Below are 13,896 nucleotides of genomic sequence, written 5' to 3' on the forward strand. Positions count from 1 at the left end.
CATGTGGGCCGTGCCGCTGCTGCTGCAGATCGCGGCCGAGGACTGGGGCGGCCTGCTGGACGCCGCCGACGTCGCCCGCCTGCGCGGCTGGGCCGAGGGCGTGCGCCCGGCCACCGTGGCCGGCGTCGAAAGCATCGCCGCGCCCTTGGACGAGCGGCTGTCCCAGCGCGAGGCCGAGGTCATCGCCCAGATCGCCGCCGGCGCGAGCAACAAGCACATCGCCCGCGCGCTCGACCTCAGCCCCCACACCGTCAAGCGGCACGTGGCCAACATCCTCGACAAGCTCGGCCTGAACTCGCGTGGCCAGGCGGCTGCGTGGTGGCGGGACCGTCAGGCTTCCACCAGGCCCGGCACGCTCGCCTGACCGAGGGCCCGGCACAGCTTGCCCCAGGCCGTGTCGCTGAGCAGCGCGCGCGCCGAGGCCAGCACGGGCGCCTGCACCTGCGGCGGCAGGCTGCCGATCACCAGGGCGCGCTCGGCCGGGTTGAGCGCCGGGATCATCCAGCGCAGGATGTCGCTCATCTCGCGCGGGCCGATGCTGGCCATGATGCGGTCGTGGACCTCCATCAGCTCGGTGTCGCTGTAGGCCGCCCACAGCGCTTGGTTGTGGCGGCTCTCCTCCACGCCCATGTGCTCGAAGTTGTGCGCCACGAAGGCGGCAAAGCGCCGGTACAGGCGCTGCGCCGCAGCGGCCGAGGGCAGGGCGCGCAGCGCGACGGCTTCGGCCCGCAGCGCGGCGATGGTGTCCAGGTGCTCGTCGTGCTCCGCCTCGATGGCGCTGCTGGCGCCGGCGCGGCGGGCCTCGATGGCGGGGTGGACGAAGCGGTTCTCCTTGTCGACGTGGTGCCGCGCGGCGTCCAGCAGCGCGTCGAGCTGGGCCAGGCCGGTGGCAAGGTCCAGCGGGTCGTCGACATCCAGCCGGCTGAGCTGCTGCAGCGTGTCCGTCATGAACAGGCGCAGTGCCTTGTGGATGTGGGCGTAGAGGTCAACGCGGGCGGGTGTGGTCATCGAATGCTCCGTGACGGCCATCGGGGTGAGGCCGGATGCCGCGCAGTGTTCCGGCCGGCGCGGGCGCTGCCATCGCTCCGATGGGCCATCGCCGCTGGGCCATGCGACGGTGCGGCGCGATGGCTCTTCGGGGGCGGCGCCTGGCCCGTCGGGGCGATGCACGCGGCGAGCGCCGTCGGCACAGTGCGCAGCCATGCCGGGCCGCAGCAATGGCCGGCGCCGTTTTCCCGTTCAACACCAGGAGATTTCTATGAAACGCTTTGTGTCCTCCGCCCCGCTGGGCCTGTTTTCCGTCCTCGTGTCGGCCGTCGGCCTGGTCGCCGCCGGGGTGCTGGGCCTGCCGTCCGACGCCGCCGCAGCGCCTCGACGATTTCGACGCGCGCTGGAACGCCAGCGACGCCTGGGGCCTGACGGCGCAGTTCGCCATGGACGGCAGCCTGGGTGCCGCCGGCGAGGTGGGCCGGCAGGCGGTCTACCGCGAACTGGTCGAGAGGCTGGGCCGGTCGCCGCAGGCGCGGCAGACGCGGCTGCTGCGCGTCAGGGATGTCGGCCAGGCTTGCCTGGTGGACGTGCAGGTCAGGAGCGGCGAGCGCAGCGAGGCCGGGCTGTTTCTGCTGGCGCACGCACGCGAAGGCGGCATCGTGGCGATGCGCTGACGCCTGCGCCTGGCGCAAAGGAAAGGCCCCGCCCGGCAGGGCCGGTCGGGGCGAAAGAGCGCTTCACGCCGCCCGGGACTGGCAACTTGCGTTGCGAATGGGGCTGCGGCGTGCATGACAGCGCAGGTGGCGGGTCGCGAAGCGGCATGCAGGCATGACGCAGGCGGGCCGGTATTTTTTTGGGATCGTCGTCGCGGGCGGTTCGCGTTTGTCCGCCTCGCCAGGGGCCGCTGCGTTGCCGGGGGCCGTGCACTGGTGACGGGCTGAATCATCGGCGAGCCACTCATGAGCGAAGCCGCGATCAGCCGGGGTCGGCCCCGCTTATTCACGTCAGCGATCGCACTTCAGTTCTGCGGGGTTCATCCGCCCCACCGGGCGCTGGCGGCGCATCGCCGCGCGCGCCGGCGCGTCCGTCATCCTGGGGTTGTGCTGCGCGGCCCGAGAGGCAGACACTGCGGCGATGGATGCCACCCCCGTGCCGCCCCCCAGGCCCTGGCCCGCCCGCCTGCTCGGCTGGATGGGCGCCGAGGCGCCCAAGCTGGTCGCCAGCGTCGTCATCCTGGTGCTGGGCTTCTGGATCAAGGACTCGGTGGACCTGGCCATCAAGCAGCGGCAGCTGGACCTCAGCTACACCAAGGAGATGCTCGCGCTGCTGCAGAAGCTCAACGAGGAAGAAGAAGTCGGCAAGCTCAAGAACAGCGCCGTCGTGCTGGCGTCCTTCGGCGAGCCGGCGCTGCCGGCGCTGTTGATGGCGCTGCGCCGCCCCGACCTGCACGGCGTGGCTGCCACCCACGGGCTGGAGGCCATGGCCGTGCGCGAGCCCGAGACGCTGTGCCGGGTCTTGCCGCCGCTGCTGCTCAAGCGCAACCAGCATTACGCCATCGGCGCGCATCGCACGCTGCTCAGCCTCATCGGTGACAACGGCTGCCGCAAGGCCCTGCCGCAACTGCGCCGCTACCGCGAGCTCGTCGATGCGGCGGTGGCGGGCAGGCCCGAAGCGCTGCGGCAGCGCATCGGCGGCGAGATTGCCGCGCCGGCCGAGGCCTATCCGCGGCTGAAGCAGACCGTGGACGAAGCGATTTCCAATCTGGAGTGACCTTATGTGGCGTGCGTCCTTGTTACTGGCCCTGTTGCTCGGTTCGAGCACCCAGGCGGCCGTCGTCAACTGCGCGCCGGCAGCCGGCCGCTTCACGGTGCTGCTCAGCGAGCCCAGCGGCGGCGCGCTGGCCGATCGGGTCGCCATCGAGCGCTTCCTGAACAAGCTGCAGTTCGAGCTGGACCAGGAGCGCGACGAGCGCTGGATCAACCCCGGCGCGACGCCGGTGGCTTTTCGGGCCTGCCCCAGGCGCGCGCCCGCGCTGGACGGCAGCGAGTTCAGCGCCGAGGTCGTCGAGCAGCTCAATGACCAGCGCGTGCTGATGGAGGTCTGGGGCGTTGTCGAGCGCGACGGCACGCCGCCGGCGCTGTCGGCGCAGATCAACTACCTGCTGGTGCCGCTGCGCTTCGCGGCCGACCAGCGCGAGACGGTACCGGCGGGCCTGCAGCGCCTGCGCTACCCCGAGGCCGGTGCCGCGCCGACGACCGACGCCGTGCAGCTGATCTCCAGGCCGCTGGACCTGGACGCCTTCATCGCCAGCGCACTCGGCCTGAAGCTGCTGCGCGAGCGCGCCTACGAGCCGGCCCACGCCAACCTGTGCCGGGCTTACAGCCTGTTGGGCGCCATGCTCAAGCGCCCCATCGCCGGGCGCAGCAAGACCGAGCTGACGGCGCTGCACGGCTTCATGCAGGAGAGCGCCGGGCGCACGCTGCGCGAGGCGGTGGCCGACGCGGCCTACCCCAGGACCGGCCTGCTGCGGCTGCAGAACGCCGCCCAACCGTGCGCGGGAGGCCAGTGATGGGACACCTTCTCACCCTGCTGTTGCTGGCCGTGCTCGCGATGCCCGCGCGGGCAATGGACATCCGCGCCTGCTCCGATCCCTTCGTCTTCCGCGGCGCGGCCGTCAATGCGCTGGTGCTGCCGTGGCGCGCCGACGGAGCGCGCAGCGCGAGCGTCGCAGCGGCCAGCCGCCAGATTTCCTCCCTCGCCCACCTGCAATTGCTGATGGCGATGCTGAAGTACAGCTCGGTCGGCGCCGTGGACCTGGTGGCCGAGGGGGGGCGGCCGTGCGATGTCGACCGCGTGCTCGCGGCGGTCAGCCAGTTCGACACGGGCAGCGGCAAGCTGGAGCGCGGCAAAGCGGTGCTGGCCATCTGGGGCCGGCTGTTCGAGCAAGACGGCGAACTCTTCCTGCAGACCTATCTGCGCTTCGCGCGCCAGGGCGCCCAGGGCCTGACGCCCGAGACGCTGAGCATCGACTGGGGCGGCGCCACGTTCACGGCCGAGCTGCCGGCGCAGGCACTGTCGTTCGCGCCGCGGCGCATCCGGCTCGATGAACTCGCCGCCATCGACAAGGCGTCGCGCGCCGCGCTGCAGGTGCGCCAGCAGCCCAGCGAAAGCTCGCCCGGCGTGGAGATCGGGCGCTCCACCTACCAGACCTTTCCCTACGCCATCGTCGAGGCGCGCGGCGACTGGATGCGCGTGGCGCCGATGCGCGCCGGCCTGCCGGCGGGCTGGATGCGCGCCCGCCCCGCGGGCGACGTGGCGGAGTGGCAGCTGGCGCGCTGGCTGCCCGAGCTGGACTTCGCCGATGCCGTGGCCGGATGGCTTCGGTTGCAGGTGGGCGGGCTGCAGCCCGCCGAGCGGGCGCGCCTTGCGCGCGCGGTCGAGGTGGGCCTGACGCGCTATGAAAAAGCGGTACCGGCCGACCTCGCGCCCAGCGCCTGGGGGATTGGTGCCGCGTTGCGTGGCCAGATCGCCTGGAGCCAGGGCCGCCGCGCCGAAGCCGCCGAGCTGTTCGGCACAGCCTTGGAACGCCTGCCCGCCAGCGCGGCCGGCACCAACCTCGCCGCCGTGGCCGCGCTGGCGGGCGCCTCGCCCGACCGGGCGGCAGCCGAGCAGTTGTCACAGCGCCTGCTGGCAGCCCTGGCCCTGTCGCCGCGCGACCCCCGGGTGCTGGGCAACCTGCAAGCGCTGTATGGCGTCTATGCGCAACGCCCCGAGTGGAGCCCGTGGCCGTCGGCCGAACTGGCCGAACGCCGCGAGATGCTGAGGGTCGCCTCAGGCAGCCAGTAGTTCGGCAAGCGTGCGCGCCACCACCTGGGTTGCGCGCTTCAGGTCGTCGAGCACCAGGTGTTCATCGGCGCGCTTGGCATTGCTCTCCAGCACCGTGCGCGGCCCGGCGCCGTAGATGGCGGCCGGGATGCCGTGGGCGGCGTACAGGCGCACGTCGGTGTAGAGCGGGGTGCCGGAGGTGGGGATCTCTTGGCCGAACAGCGCCTGGCCATGCTTCTGCAGCGCGGCCACCAATGGTGCCGCTCCGGGCAGGGGCTTCATCGAATGGGCCAGCAGCAGGCGCTTGATGTCGAGCCGGATGCCGGGGTTTTGCGCCACCGTGCTCTCGATCAGCGCACGCACCTCGGCCTCGACGGCGGCCGGGTCTTCCTCGGGGATCATGCGGCGGTCGAGCTTCAGCACCACCTTGCCGGGCACGACATTGGTGTTGGTCCCGCCTTCGATGCGGCCGACGTTCAGGTAAGGGTGGGTGATGCCCGGCACGCCAGACAGCCGCGTCTTCAGCACGTCGTTGTGGGCGTACAGCGCCGTCAGCAGCCTGTTGGCGGCCTGCAGCGCGTCGATGCCCGTGCTTGGATAGGCCGCGTGCGAGGCCAGACCGTGCAGCGTCACTTCCATCTGCAGGCAGCCGTTGTGGGCCGTGACAACCTGGTAGCTGAAACCAGCGGCGATCAGGTAGTCGGGCTTTGTCAGGCCTTGCCTGAGCAGCCAACCGGGGCCGAGCTCGCCGCCGAATTCCTCGTCGTAGGTGAAATGCAGCTCGACGGCACCCTTGAGCTTCAGCCCCGAGTTCTTCAGCGCCAGCAGCGCAAAGGTGTAGGTGGCGAAGTCGCTCTTGCTGACGGCGGACGCGCGGCCGTACAGCTTGCCGTCGACGATCTCTGCGCCATAGGGCTCATGGGTCCAACCTTCACCCGGCGGCACCACGTCGCCGTGGGCATTCAGCGCGATGGTCGGGCCCTCGTCGGAAAAGCGCTGGCGGACGATCAGGTTGGTGACGGACTGCATGCCTGCGGCATGCACCTCTGCGGCGGGGACGGCGTGCTTGTCGACCGCCAAACCCAGTTCCGCCAGCAACTCCGCCGTGCGGTCGGCGTGCGGCGCGTTGTTGCCGGGCGGGGTGTCGGTGGGGATGCGCACGAGGGACTGAAGGAAGCGGACTTCTGCGTCGAAGTGCGTGGCGATGTGGGCGTCTAGTTCGGTCATGGTCTTGAGTCAGTTCAGCGACGCGGTCAGACGTTGGAAGGCCTGTACAGCCAGCTCCGCGTCATCCACCGTCACCGATTCCAGCGGGTTGTGGCTGATGCCGCCATTGCCGCCGCGCACGAACAGCATGGCCTGGGGCAGCAGCTCGTGGAGCTTCATCGCGTCATGCCCGGCGCCCGAGGGCAGGCGGTGGATGGGCAGGCCGAGTTCGGCGACGGCGTTCTCCCAGCGTGACTGCCACGCCGCATCGCTCGGCGCCGCGTTGGCGGCCAGCGTCGGCTGCAGCTTGAAGCTCAGCCCGCGGCGCTGGCAGATCTCGTCGAGCTTGGCGCGCACGTCGGCGTCCAGTGCGTCGCGGGCCTCGTCAGTGGTTGCGCGCAGGTCCAGGCTGAAGCGGCATCGGCCGGGGATGACGTTGATGGAGCCGGACGGCACCTCCAGCATGCCCACCGTGCCGACCACATCGGCTGCCCCGGCGGCGCGCTGCTCGGTGAACAGGATCAGCTCGGCCACGCCTGCTGCCGCATCGCGGCGCTGGCCCATCGGCGTGGTGCCGGCATGGCTGGCCAGGCCGACGATCTCGCCGATGTAGCGGCGGCTGCCGTTGATGCTGGTGACGATGCCCAGCGGCAGGTCCAGGCCGTCGAGCACCGGGCCTTGCTCGATGTGGACTTCGACAAAGCCGAGGTAGCGCGAGGGGTCGCGCCTGCAGGCCGCGATGGCGTCCATCGTTGCGGCCAGGCCGGTCGCCTGCATCGCATCGCGCAGCGTGACGCCGTCAGTGTCCGTCTGATCCAGCCAGCCCGGCTGGAAGGCGCCGATCAGTGCGCTGGAGCCGAGGAAGTCGGCCGGGAAGCGCTGACCCTCCTCCTCTGAGAAACCGATGACCTCGAGGTCGAAGGGCAGGCGCCGGCCGGCGCGGTGCAACTCGCGCACGACCAGCATGGGCACGAAGATGCCCAGCCGCCCGTCGAAGCGGCCGGCGCGGCGCACGGTGTCGTAGTGGCTGCCGGTCAGCAGGCGCCTGTCTCCGGTACCCTTGTAGACGCCGACGACATTGCCGACGGCGTCGCGGCTGACGTCGTCGAAGCCGCAATCGCGCATCCAGGCCATCAGCTGCTGCGCGACAGCGGTGTGGGCCGGCGTCGCATAAGTGCAGGTCAGGAATTCCTCGGTGTCGCTGTGCGCGGCCAGCTCGGCGGCCCAGTTCCAGAGCTGTTGGCCGAGCCGGGGCTCGACGCCGAACTTGTCGTTGAGGCGGATCTCGGCAATGCGGTGGATCTGGCGCAGGCATTCGGCACGCTCGACGTCCGGGTGGGCGCGCAGCCGGCGCTCGAAGGTCGCGATGATCTCGGCGCGCGTGAAGGCGGTGCCCGGGCTGTAAGGATTGGGCCCGCGCACCGCCAGGATGAAGGGCCAGCCGAAGCGCGCGTTGTATTCGGCGTTGAGCTTCTGCAGCCTGGCGAATTCCTCGGGCGAGCAGGCTGTCAGCCCGGCCTTCTGTTGCTCGTTCGTCGACTCGGCCGTCAGCGTGCCGGCGATGGCGGCCTTGCCGGCCAACTCGGGGTGGGCGCGGATCAGCCCCTGCTGTTCATCGACGCTCGCTTCGCGCACGACGCGGGCCAGCGCGACCTTCAGGGCGGCCAGCGTTTTGAATGGCCGCGCCGCCGCGGCGCGCCCGGCAATCCAGGGCGAGTGTTCGTAGGTGCCGTCGAGCAGCGCGACAAAGTCGTCGGCGCTGGCGTTGTTGAGGTCGTCGAGTTTCATCATTCCCAGACGAAAGCCGTCTTGGCATCAAAGGGGTGAACGGTTTTCCAGTGCCGCGCGATGTCCAGCCGCCGGCAGACCCAGACGCGGTCATGCGCCTCGATGTGGTCCAGGAACTTCTGCAGCGCGCGCATCCGCCCGGGTCGGCCGAGCAGGCGGCAGTGCATGCCGATGCTCATCATCTTGGGCGACTCCGCGCCCTCGGCATACAGCAAGTCGAAGCTGTCGCGCAGGTACTCGAAGAAGGGTTCGCCATGGCTGAAGCCCTGGGGCAGGGCGAAGCGCATGTCGTTGCAGTCCAGCGTGTAGGGCACGACGAGATGGGGTGCCAGCTCGCCGTTGGTCTTCCTGACCTGCAGCCAGAAGGGCAGGTCGTCGCCGGAGTAGTCGCTGTCGTACTCGAAGCCGCCGAAGTCGGCCACCAGGCGGCGGGTGTTGGGGCTGTCGCGGCCGGTGTACCAGCCCAGGCCATGCAGCCCGTCCTCGGGGCGGCCCAGCGTCAGGCGCTTGAGGCTGGCCATTGCCTGGGCCATGTGGGCGCGCTCGGTGTCCTCGTCGACGTTCTGGTAGTGCACCCAGCGCCAGCCGTGCGAGGCGATCTCGTGGTTGAGCTCGACGAAAGCCTGCGTCACGTCCGGGTGGCGCTCCAGCGCCATGCCGACGCCGAAGACCGTCAGCGGCAGCGCACGCTGCTCGAACTCCTTCAGCAGCCGCCAGACGCCGACGCGCGAGCCGTACTCATAGATGCCTTCCATGCTGAGATGACGCGCCGCAAAGCTCGGCGGGTTGGCCATCTCGGACAGGAACTGCTCGCTGCCGGCGTCGCCATGCAGCACTGAGTTCTCGCCGCCCTCTTCATAGTTGAGGACGAATTGCACCGCGATGCGGGCGCCGCCGGGCCATTGCGCATGTGGCGGGTTCTCGCCGTAGCCGACGAGGTCACGGGGATACCTGGGTTGCTGCGCTGTGCTCATCCCTACACTTTGCATCAATCGATGGAGATTCCATGGGCAAGCTCACAACACATGTGCTGGACACCGCCAACGGCTGCCCGGCCGCCGGCATGGCCGTGCGCCTCTACCGCTTCGATGCCGAGGGCCCGAAGTGGCTGCGCAGCCTGCACCTGAACGCCGACGGCCGCGCCGAGGGCCCGTTGCTGGAGGGCCCCGCGTTGACGGCCGGCCGCTACCGCCTCGTGTTCGAGGTGGCCGCCTATTTCCGGGCGCTCGGTATGGCGTTGTCGGAACCGGCCTTCCTGGATGAAGTGCCGCTGGACTTCGGCATCGCCGATGAGGCCGCCCACTATCACGTACCCCTGCTGGCCTCGCCGTGGGCTTACTCGACCTACCGTGGCAGCTGAAGCGCTGATCCTGGTCACCGTCGCCCGTACGTCGGGCAGCGTCCCGCGCGAGGTGGGCGCATGGATGACGGTGGCGGCGGACGCCGTTGATGGCACCGTCGGCGGTGGCCACCTGGAGTTCGACGCCATCGCCCGCGCCCGCGCCGGGCTGGCCGGCGGCGAGCTGGCCGAGGAAGTCCGCTATCCCCTCGGCCCCAGCCTGGGCCAGTGTTGTGGCGGCGTCGTCTGGTTGCGCTTCGTGCGCATTGCTGCAGGTGAAGGCCTCGCCGCCCATCTGCCGCAGCAAGCGCTGCGCCCGCTGGCCCTGTTCGGCGCCGGCCATGTCGGCCAGGCCATCGCCCGCATCGCCCGCGACCTGCCGCTGGCCGTCCACTGGACCGACAGCCGCGAGGGCCAGTTCCCTGACGGCCCGCCGCCCACCGGATGGCGCCACGACGTGTGCGACCCGCCGGCCGACGTGGTCGACGAGATCGCGCCGGGCTCGGCCGTCTTGATCATGAGCCACAGCCATGCCGAGGACTTCGACATCCTCGCGGCCGTGCTGCGCCGCCAGCGCGAGCGTGTCGACCTTCCCTTCATCGGCCTGATCGGCAGCCGCACCAAATGGGCGAGCTTTCGCCAGCGGCTGCAGGGGCGCGACTTCACGGAGGTGGAGCTGGCGCGCGTCGTCTGCCCCATCGGGGTGCCCGGTGTTGCAGGCAAGCAGCCGGCGGTGATCGCGGTGGCCGTGCTCGCGCAGATCCTCGCGCTGGGCTGAATACACTCGCGCGCAGTCGCAGCGGTGTCGAGGGCGTGTCGCCCTCGCGGACGCGACGCTGGAGGCCCCACAGCACCCGCCGTGGTGGGGCCGTGCGAGAACACCACCGCTCATGGATATCTACCTGCTCGACTGGGCCAGCCTGCTGCTGCGCTGGCTGCACGTCATCACCGTCATCGCCTGGATCGGCGCGTCCTTCTACTTCGTCTGGCTGGACAACCACCTCGTCAAGCCGGCCGCCGACGACCTGAAGGCCAAGGGCGTGGACGGCGAGTTGTGGGCCGTGCATGGCGGCGGCTTCTACAACCCACAGAAGTACATGGTGGCGCCCAGCAACCTGCCCAGGGATCTGCACTGGTTCTACTGGGAGAGCTACTGGACGTGGATCAGCGGCATGGCGCTGTTCGTCGTGCTCTATCTGTTCAACGCCAGCCAGATGCTGGTCGACCCGCGCGTGCATGCCTGGGGCGCGCCCTGGCAGGCGGTCGTGGCGGCGCTAGGCTTCCTGGTCGTGGGCTGGGTGGTCTACGACATCGCCTGCCGGGCGCTGGGTCGCACGCCTGACGGGCAGATCGGCAATGACGGCCGCGTGCTGGCCGTCGTGGCGGCCTTCGTCATCCTTGCGAGCTGGCTGGCCTGCCAGCTGTTCGCCGGCCGCGCCGCCTTCCTCATCGTCGGCGCGATGCTGGCGACCCTGATGACGGCCAACGTGGCGCACTGGATCATCCCGGGCCAGCGCAAGGTCATTGCCCAGATGCGCGCCGGCCACAAGCCCGACCCCATCTTTGGTGCGCGCGGCAAGCAGCGCAGCGTCCACAACACCTGGTTCGGCCTGCCGGTGCTCATCGCCATGCTCAGCAACCACTACGGCATGCTTTATCAGCACCCGCACAACTGGGTGGTGCTCTGCGTGCTGATGGCTGCGGGCGTGGCCATCCGCGTGTTCTTCGTCAGGCGCCACAAGGGCGTCAACAGCTGGGGCGCCGTCGTGCTGGCCTTGGCGTTGCTCGCCGGGTTGATCGTCGGGATGGCGCCCAAGGCGCAGTCCAACGCCGCGGCCGCGCCGGTCACGCTGGCGCAGGTGCAGGCCATCTCGGCCGAGCGCTGCCTGGCCTGCCACATGGGCGAGGTGGCGCAGAAGGGCGTGCGGCTGGACTCGGCCGAAGCGCTGCTCAGCCACAAGGCGGCGATCTACCAGCAGGTCATCGTGCAGCGCGCCATGCCGCTGAACAATGCGACGGGCATGACCGAGGATGAGCGCGACCTCATCGGCCGCTGGGCCCGTCAGCCATGACGCTCGACCCGCGCGCGCTGCTGCGCCAGCTCTACGACGTGGCGGTGGAGCGCGCGCTGCCGGCGCGGGTGTTGGCGGCGCATCTGCCGCCACCGCCTGACCCGAGGAAAGGCCGCACCCTGGTGCTCGGCGCCGGCAAGGCCGGCGGGTCCATGGCGCAGGCGCTGGAAGCCGCGTGGCCGACCGAGGCGCCCTTGTCGGGCCTGGTCATCACCCGCTATGGCCACGTGCCCAAGGGCTGGCGGCCCCGGCGGCTGCAGGTGGTCGAGGCCGCGCACCCGGTGCCCGATGCCGCGGGCCTGGCCGCTACCGAAAAGCTGCTGGCGCTGACCCGCGGCCTGACGGCGGACGACCTCGTCATCTGCCTGATCTCGGGCGGCGGCTCGGCGTTGCTGAGCCTGCCTGCGGCCGGCCTGACCTTGGCCGACAAGCAGGCCGTCAACCGCGCCCTGCTGAGCAGCGGCGCGACCATCGGCGAGATGAACTGCGTGCGCAAGCACCTGTCCGCCATCAAGGGCGGGCGCCTGGCTGCGGCCTGCGCGCCGGCGCGTGTGCTGACCTTGGCCATCAGCGATGTGCCCGGCGATGACCCCGCCGTCATCGCCTCCGGCCCGACGGTGGCTGATGCGTCCACCTGCGCCGACGCACTGGCCATCTGCAGGCGCTATCGGCTGGACCTGCCGGATGCCGCCCGCGCCGGCCTGTCATCCGGGGCCTTCGAGACACCCAAGCCCGGCGACCCGGCCTTGGCCGGCCACGAACTCATCGTGTTGTCCACGCCGCAGATGAGCCTGGACGCCGCCGCCGCCTGCGCGCGGCAGCAGGGCCTTGCCGCCCATGTCCTCAGCGACGAGATCGAGGGCGAGTCGCGCGTGATCGGTGGCATGCATGCGGCCGTGGCCCGCGCGGTTGCCCGGCGCGGCCAGCCCTTCGCCAGGCCCTGCGTCATCTTGTCCGGCGGCGAGACGACGGTGACCGTGGGCGCCGGCATGGGCAAGGGGGGCCGCGCGACCGAGTTCCTGCTCGGCTGCGCGCTGGCCCTGCAAGGCGAGCCGGGGGTCTATGCGCTGGCGGCCGACACCGATGGCATCGACGGCGTCGGCTCCCATGCCGGCGCGTTGCTGACGCCCACCAGCCTGGCGCGCGCCCGGGCGCTGGGGCTCAATCCGCGGGCCTTGCTGGACGGCCACGACAGCGCCAGCTTCTTCGCGCCGTTGGGTGACCTGCTGGTGCCCGGGCCCAGCTTCACCAACGTCAATGACTTCCGTGCATTGCTGATCATTTAGGGCCGGCAAAGCCCGTGGCGCGGCCCCAACCTTCGTCCTAGACTGGGTCGGCCATATCGCCAAAGGAGGCCATCAGATGAGTTCAGCAGCCGCAGAACGTTTCTTCGTCAAGCACAACGCCCTGCCCACCATGCCGGAGGTGGCCTCCCGGCTGCTGAAGAGCTTCGATGACGACAACGTCGGCCTGGCCCAGATCGCGGCGCTGATCGAGAAGGATGGCGCGCTCACCGCCAAGGTGCTGCGCCTGGCCAACTCGGCCCACTACAGCCCTTCGCACCAGATCTCCAGCGTCATCGACGCCGCCCACGCGCTCGGTCTTGAGACGCTGCGCAACCTGGCCATGGCCGCCTGCCTGAGCGGCGCCTTTCCCAAGGTGCAGGGCCTGGACCGCACCCTGTTCTGGCGCCACAGCATCGCCACGGCCAACTATGCGCGCATCCTCTCGCGCCTGCTGGGCGCGGATGCCTCCACCACCGACACCGCCTACCTCGCCGGCCTGATGCTGCGCACCGGCCAGTTGCTGATGGCCATCGACGAGCCACAGCTGGTGGCCGACGTCGAGGCGCATGCGGCCGAGCCGGGCAGCCGCTTCTCGCTGGAGGAGCACCGCTTCGGCTGTACCCATGCCGATGTGACGGCGTCGCTGGCGGCGCACTGGCATTTCCCGCATGCCCTGGTGGAGGCCTTCAAGGATGCCAACACGCCGCTGGAGATCCGCCCTTTCTCGTTGATCGCGGCAGTGCTGCACGTGGCCGAAGTGCTGGCCGACGCGGCCGAGCATCACGATGACCCGGTGCAGTCGCTGAAAGTGGCCGTGCCCGAGCTGATCGAGCATCTGCACCTCGACCTGGAACTGCTGGCCGCGCGCATCGCTGCCGTCGGCGACCCGGCCGCCGAGGTGGAACAACTGCTGCACTGAACCCTGGCGTCAAAGGCAGCCTGGCGCCGGGGTGGCGCTGGGTTCGCCATAGCTGAGCCGCGCCCAGCGCGGTTGGGCGCCGGGCTGCAGGACGAAGGCGTGGTGGAAGCTTGTCTCGCACAGGTCGGCCAGCTTGGGGCCGCCCAGCGCGGCGAGCACGGCGGTGACGGTGTTGCTGTGACCGACGACGAGCACCACGCCGGCCTGCGCGCGCACCGCGTCGGCCACGGCCTGCACATGAGCCGCGCCGCGGGCGTCCACCACCTGCGGCTGCACGCCCGAGGCCTGGGACAAGGGCGCAGCGGTGTCGCGCGTGCGGCGGTACTGCGTCGTCAGAATGGCGTTCACGCGCAGGCCGGCGAGGGCCTGCACCAGCGCCTCGGCGCGTTGCGCGCCGGCCGGCGTCAGGCCGGGGTCACCCGCCGCTTCGGCGGCGCGTGCGGCGTGGCGCACCAGCACGACCCGGTCGGG

The 13,896-nt window shown here is 70.6% G+C and carries 15 protein-coding genes; 10 read left to right on the forward strand and 5 right to left on the reverse strand.

Going from position 1 to position 13,896, the window contains the following annotated elements; all coding sequences use genetic code 11:
• Window positions 1-364, forward strand: a 364-nt coding sequence (locus ACT6S0_RS22335) for a response regulator transcription factor (RefSeq protein WP_444765971.1), incomplete at its 5' end; no start/stop codon positions are given.
• On the opposite strand, the gene ACT6S0_RS22340 is transcribed toward ACT6S0_RS22335, so the two are convergent.
• Window positions 331-1,008 (reverse strand): hemerythrin domain-containing protein, encoded by a 678-nt coding sequence (locus tag ACT6S0_RS22340; RefSeq protein WP_444765972.1) that lies wholly within the window; start codon window positions 1,006-1,008, stop codon window positions 331-333. The genes ACT6S0_RS22335 and ACT6S0_RS22340 overlap by 34 nt on opposite strands.
• 260 nt (window positions 1,009-1,268) lie before the next feature.
• Here ACT6S0_RS22340 and ACT6S0_RS22345 point away from each other — a divergent pair, with 260 nt between their 5' ends.
• The 4 genes from ACT6S0_RS22345 to ACT6S0_RS22360 all read left to right on the forward strand — a co-directional run bounded on the left by ACT6S0_RS22345 (window position 1,269) and on the right by ACT6S0_RS22360 (window position 4,836).
• Window positions 1,269-1,664: a hypothetical protein gene (locus tag ACT6S0_RS22345; RefSeq protein WP_444765973.1), complete on the forward strand. Its 396-nt coding sequence runs from the start codon at window positions 1,269-1,271 to the stop codon at window positions 1,662-1,664.
• A 460-nt stretch (window positions 1,665-2,124) separates the two neighbouring features.
• Window positions 2,125-2,760 carry a hypothetical protein gene (locus ACT6S0_RS22350; RefSeq protein WP_444765974.1) on the forward strand — a complete coding sequence of 212 codons (636 nt, stop codon included), beginning with the start codon at window positions 2,125-2,127 and terminating at the stop codon, window positions 2,758-2,760.
• Between the two features lie 4 nt (window positions 2,761-2,764).
• The gene (locus tag ACT6S0_RS22355) at window positions 2,765-3,559 is read left to right on the forward strand and encodes a hypothetical protein (protein ID WP_444765975.1); all 795 of its coding nucleotides are present in this window, start codon (window positions 2,765-2,767) and stop codon (window positions 3,557-3,559) included.
• Window positions 3,559-4,836, forward strand: coding sequence for a hypothetical protein (locus ACT6S0_RS22360; protein WP_444765976.1), 1,278 nt, complete (start codon window positions 3,559-3,561; stop codon window positions 4,834-4,836). The genes ACT6S0_RS22355 and ACT6S0_RS22360 overlap by 1 nt, the downstream gene beginning before the upstream one ends.
• Here ACT6S0_RS22360 and ACT6S0_RS22365 read toward each other — a convergent pair.
• Genes ACT6S0_RS22365 through puuE form a run of 3 tightly spaced genes read right to left on the reverse strand, consistent with a single transcriptional unit; the run spans window position 4,822 to window position 8,783 of the window.
• On the reverse strand, window positions 4,822-6,042 hold the full coding sequence (locus tag ACT6S0_RS22365) for a M20/M25/M40 family metallo-hydrolase (RefSeq protein ID WP_444765977.1): 1,221 nt from the start codon (window positions 6,040-6,042) through the stop codon (window positions 4,822-4,824). The two genes, ACT6S0_RS22360 and ACT6S0_RS22365, sit on opposite strands and share 15 nt — an antisense overlap.
• 9 nt (window positions 6,043-6,051) lie before the next feature.
• Window positions 6,052-7,812, reverse strand: coding sequence for a 2-oxo-4-hydroxy-4-carboxy-5-ureidoimidazoline decarboxylase (gene uraD, locus ACT6S0_RS22370; protein ID WP_444765978.1), 1,761 nt, complete (start codon window positions 7,810-7,812; stop codon window positions 6,052-6,054).
• Window positions 7,809-8,783 carry an allantoinase PuuE gene (gene puuE, locus ACT6S0_RS22375; protein ID WP_444765979.1) on the reverse strand — a complete coding sequence of 325 codons (975 nt, stop codon included), beginning with the start codon at window positions 8,781-8,783 and terminating at the stop codon, window positions 7,809-7,811. The genes uraD and puuE overlap by 4 nt, the downstream gene beginning before the upstream one ends.
• Window positions 8,784-8,815: 32 nt before the next feature.
• Here puuE and uraH point away from each other — a divergent pair, with 32 nt between their 5' ends.
• The 5 genes from uraH (at window position 8,816) to ACT6S0_RS22400 (ending at window position 13,425) form a co-directional block, all read left to right on the forward strand.
• Complete coding sequence (uraH, locus tag ACT6S0_RS22380; protein WP_444765980.1) at window positions 8,816-9,169, forward strand: hydroxyisourate hydrolase; 354 nt, start codon at window positions 8,816-8,818, stop codon at window positions 9,167-9,169.
• A complete protein-coding gene (gene xdhC, locus ACT6S0_RS22385; RefSeq protein ID WP_444765981.1) occupies window positions 9,159-9,926 on the forward strand; it encodes a xanthine dehydrogenase accessory protein XdhC in 768 nt (255 codons plus the stop codon). Before uraH ends, xdhC begins: the two co-directional genes overlap by 11 nt.
• 112 nt (window positions 9,927-10,038) lie before the next feature.
• Complete coding sequence (locus ACT6S0_RS22390) at window positions 10,039-11,220, forward strand: urate hydroxylase PuuD (RefSeq protein ID WP_444765982.1); 1,182 nt, start codon at window positions 10,039-10,041, stop codon at window positions 11,218-11,220.
• Window positions 11,217-12,506: a glycerate kinase type-2 family protein gene (locus tag ACT6S0_RS22395; RefSeq protein ID WP_444765983.1), complete on the forward strand. Its 1,290-nt coding sequence runs from the start codon at window positions 11,217-11,219 to the stop codon at window positions 12,504-12,506. Before ACT6S0_RS22390 ends, ACT6S0_RS22395 begins: the two co-directional genes overlap by 4 nt.
• A 76-nt stretch (window positions 12,507-12,582) precedes the next feature.
• A complete protein-coding gene (locus tag ACT6S0_RS22400) occupies window positions 12,583-13,425 on the forward strand; it encodes an HDOD domain-containing protein (protein WP_444765984.1) in 843 nt (280 codons plus the stop codon).
• Window positions 13,426-13,434: 9 nt separating this feature from the next.
• Here the strand turns inward: ACT6S0_RS22400 and ACT6S0_RS22405 are convergent.
• The coding region (locus ACT6S0_RS22405) for a histidine phosphatase family protein (RefSeq protein ID WP_444765985.1) at window positions 13,435-13,896 on the reverse strand (462 nt) is incomplete at its 5' end.

The organism is Roseateles sp., from assembly GCF_052436255.1.
GTDB lineage: Bacteria > Pseudomonadota > Gammaproteobacteria > Burkholderiales > Burkholderiaceae_C > Pelomonas.

Excerpts from the sequence above, each read along its gene's own strand:
- ACT6S0_RS22365 (WP_444765977.1), bottom strand. The coding sequence starts at position 6,042 with ATGACCGAACTAGACGCCCACATCGCCACGCACTTCGACGCAGAAGTC.
- uraH (WP_444765980.1), top strand. The coding sequence starts at position 8,816 with ATGGGCAAGCTCACAACACATGTGCTGGACACCGCCAACGGCTGCCCG.
- ACT6S0_RS22360 (WP_444765976.1), top strand. The coding sequence starts at position 3,559 with ATGGGACACCTTCTCACCCTGCTGTTGCTGGCCGTGCTCGCGATGCCC.
- ACT6S0_RS22400 (WP_444765984.1), top strand. The coding sequence starts at position 12,583 with ATGAGTTCAGCAGCCGCAGAACGTTTCTTCGTCAAGCACAACGCCCTG.
- uraD (WP_444765978.1), bottom strand. The coding sequence starts at position 7,812 with ATGATGAAACTCGACGACCTCAACAACGCCAGCGCCGACGACTTTGTC.
- ACT6S0_RS22340 (WP_444765972.1), bottom strand. The coding sequence starts at position 1,008 with ATGACCACACCCGCCCGCGTTGACCTCTACGCCCACATCCACAAGGCA.
- ACT6S0_RS22350 (WP_444765974.1), top strand. The coding sequence starts at position 2,125 with ATGGATGCCACCCCCGTGCCGCCCCCCAGGCCCTGGCCCGCCCGCCTG.
- ACT6S0_RS22395 (WP_444765983.1), top strand. The coding sequence starts at position 11,217 with ATGACGCTCGACCCGCGCGCGCTGCTGCGCCAGCTCTACGACGTGGCG.
- ACT6S0_RS22355 (WP_444765975.1), top strand. The coding sequence starts at position 2,765 with ATGTGGCGTGCGTCCTTGTTACTGGCCCTGTTGCTCGGTTCGAGCACC.
- puuE (WP_444765979.1), bottom strand. The coding sequence starts at position 8,783 with ATGAGCACAGCGCAGCAACCCAGGTATCCCCGTGACCTCGTCGGCTAC.
- ACT6S0_RS22390 (WP_444765982.1), top strand. The coding sequence starts at position 10,039 with ATGGATATCTACCTGCTCGACTGGGCCAGCCTGCTGCTGCGCTGGCTG.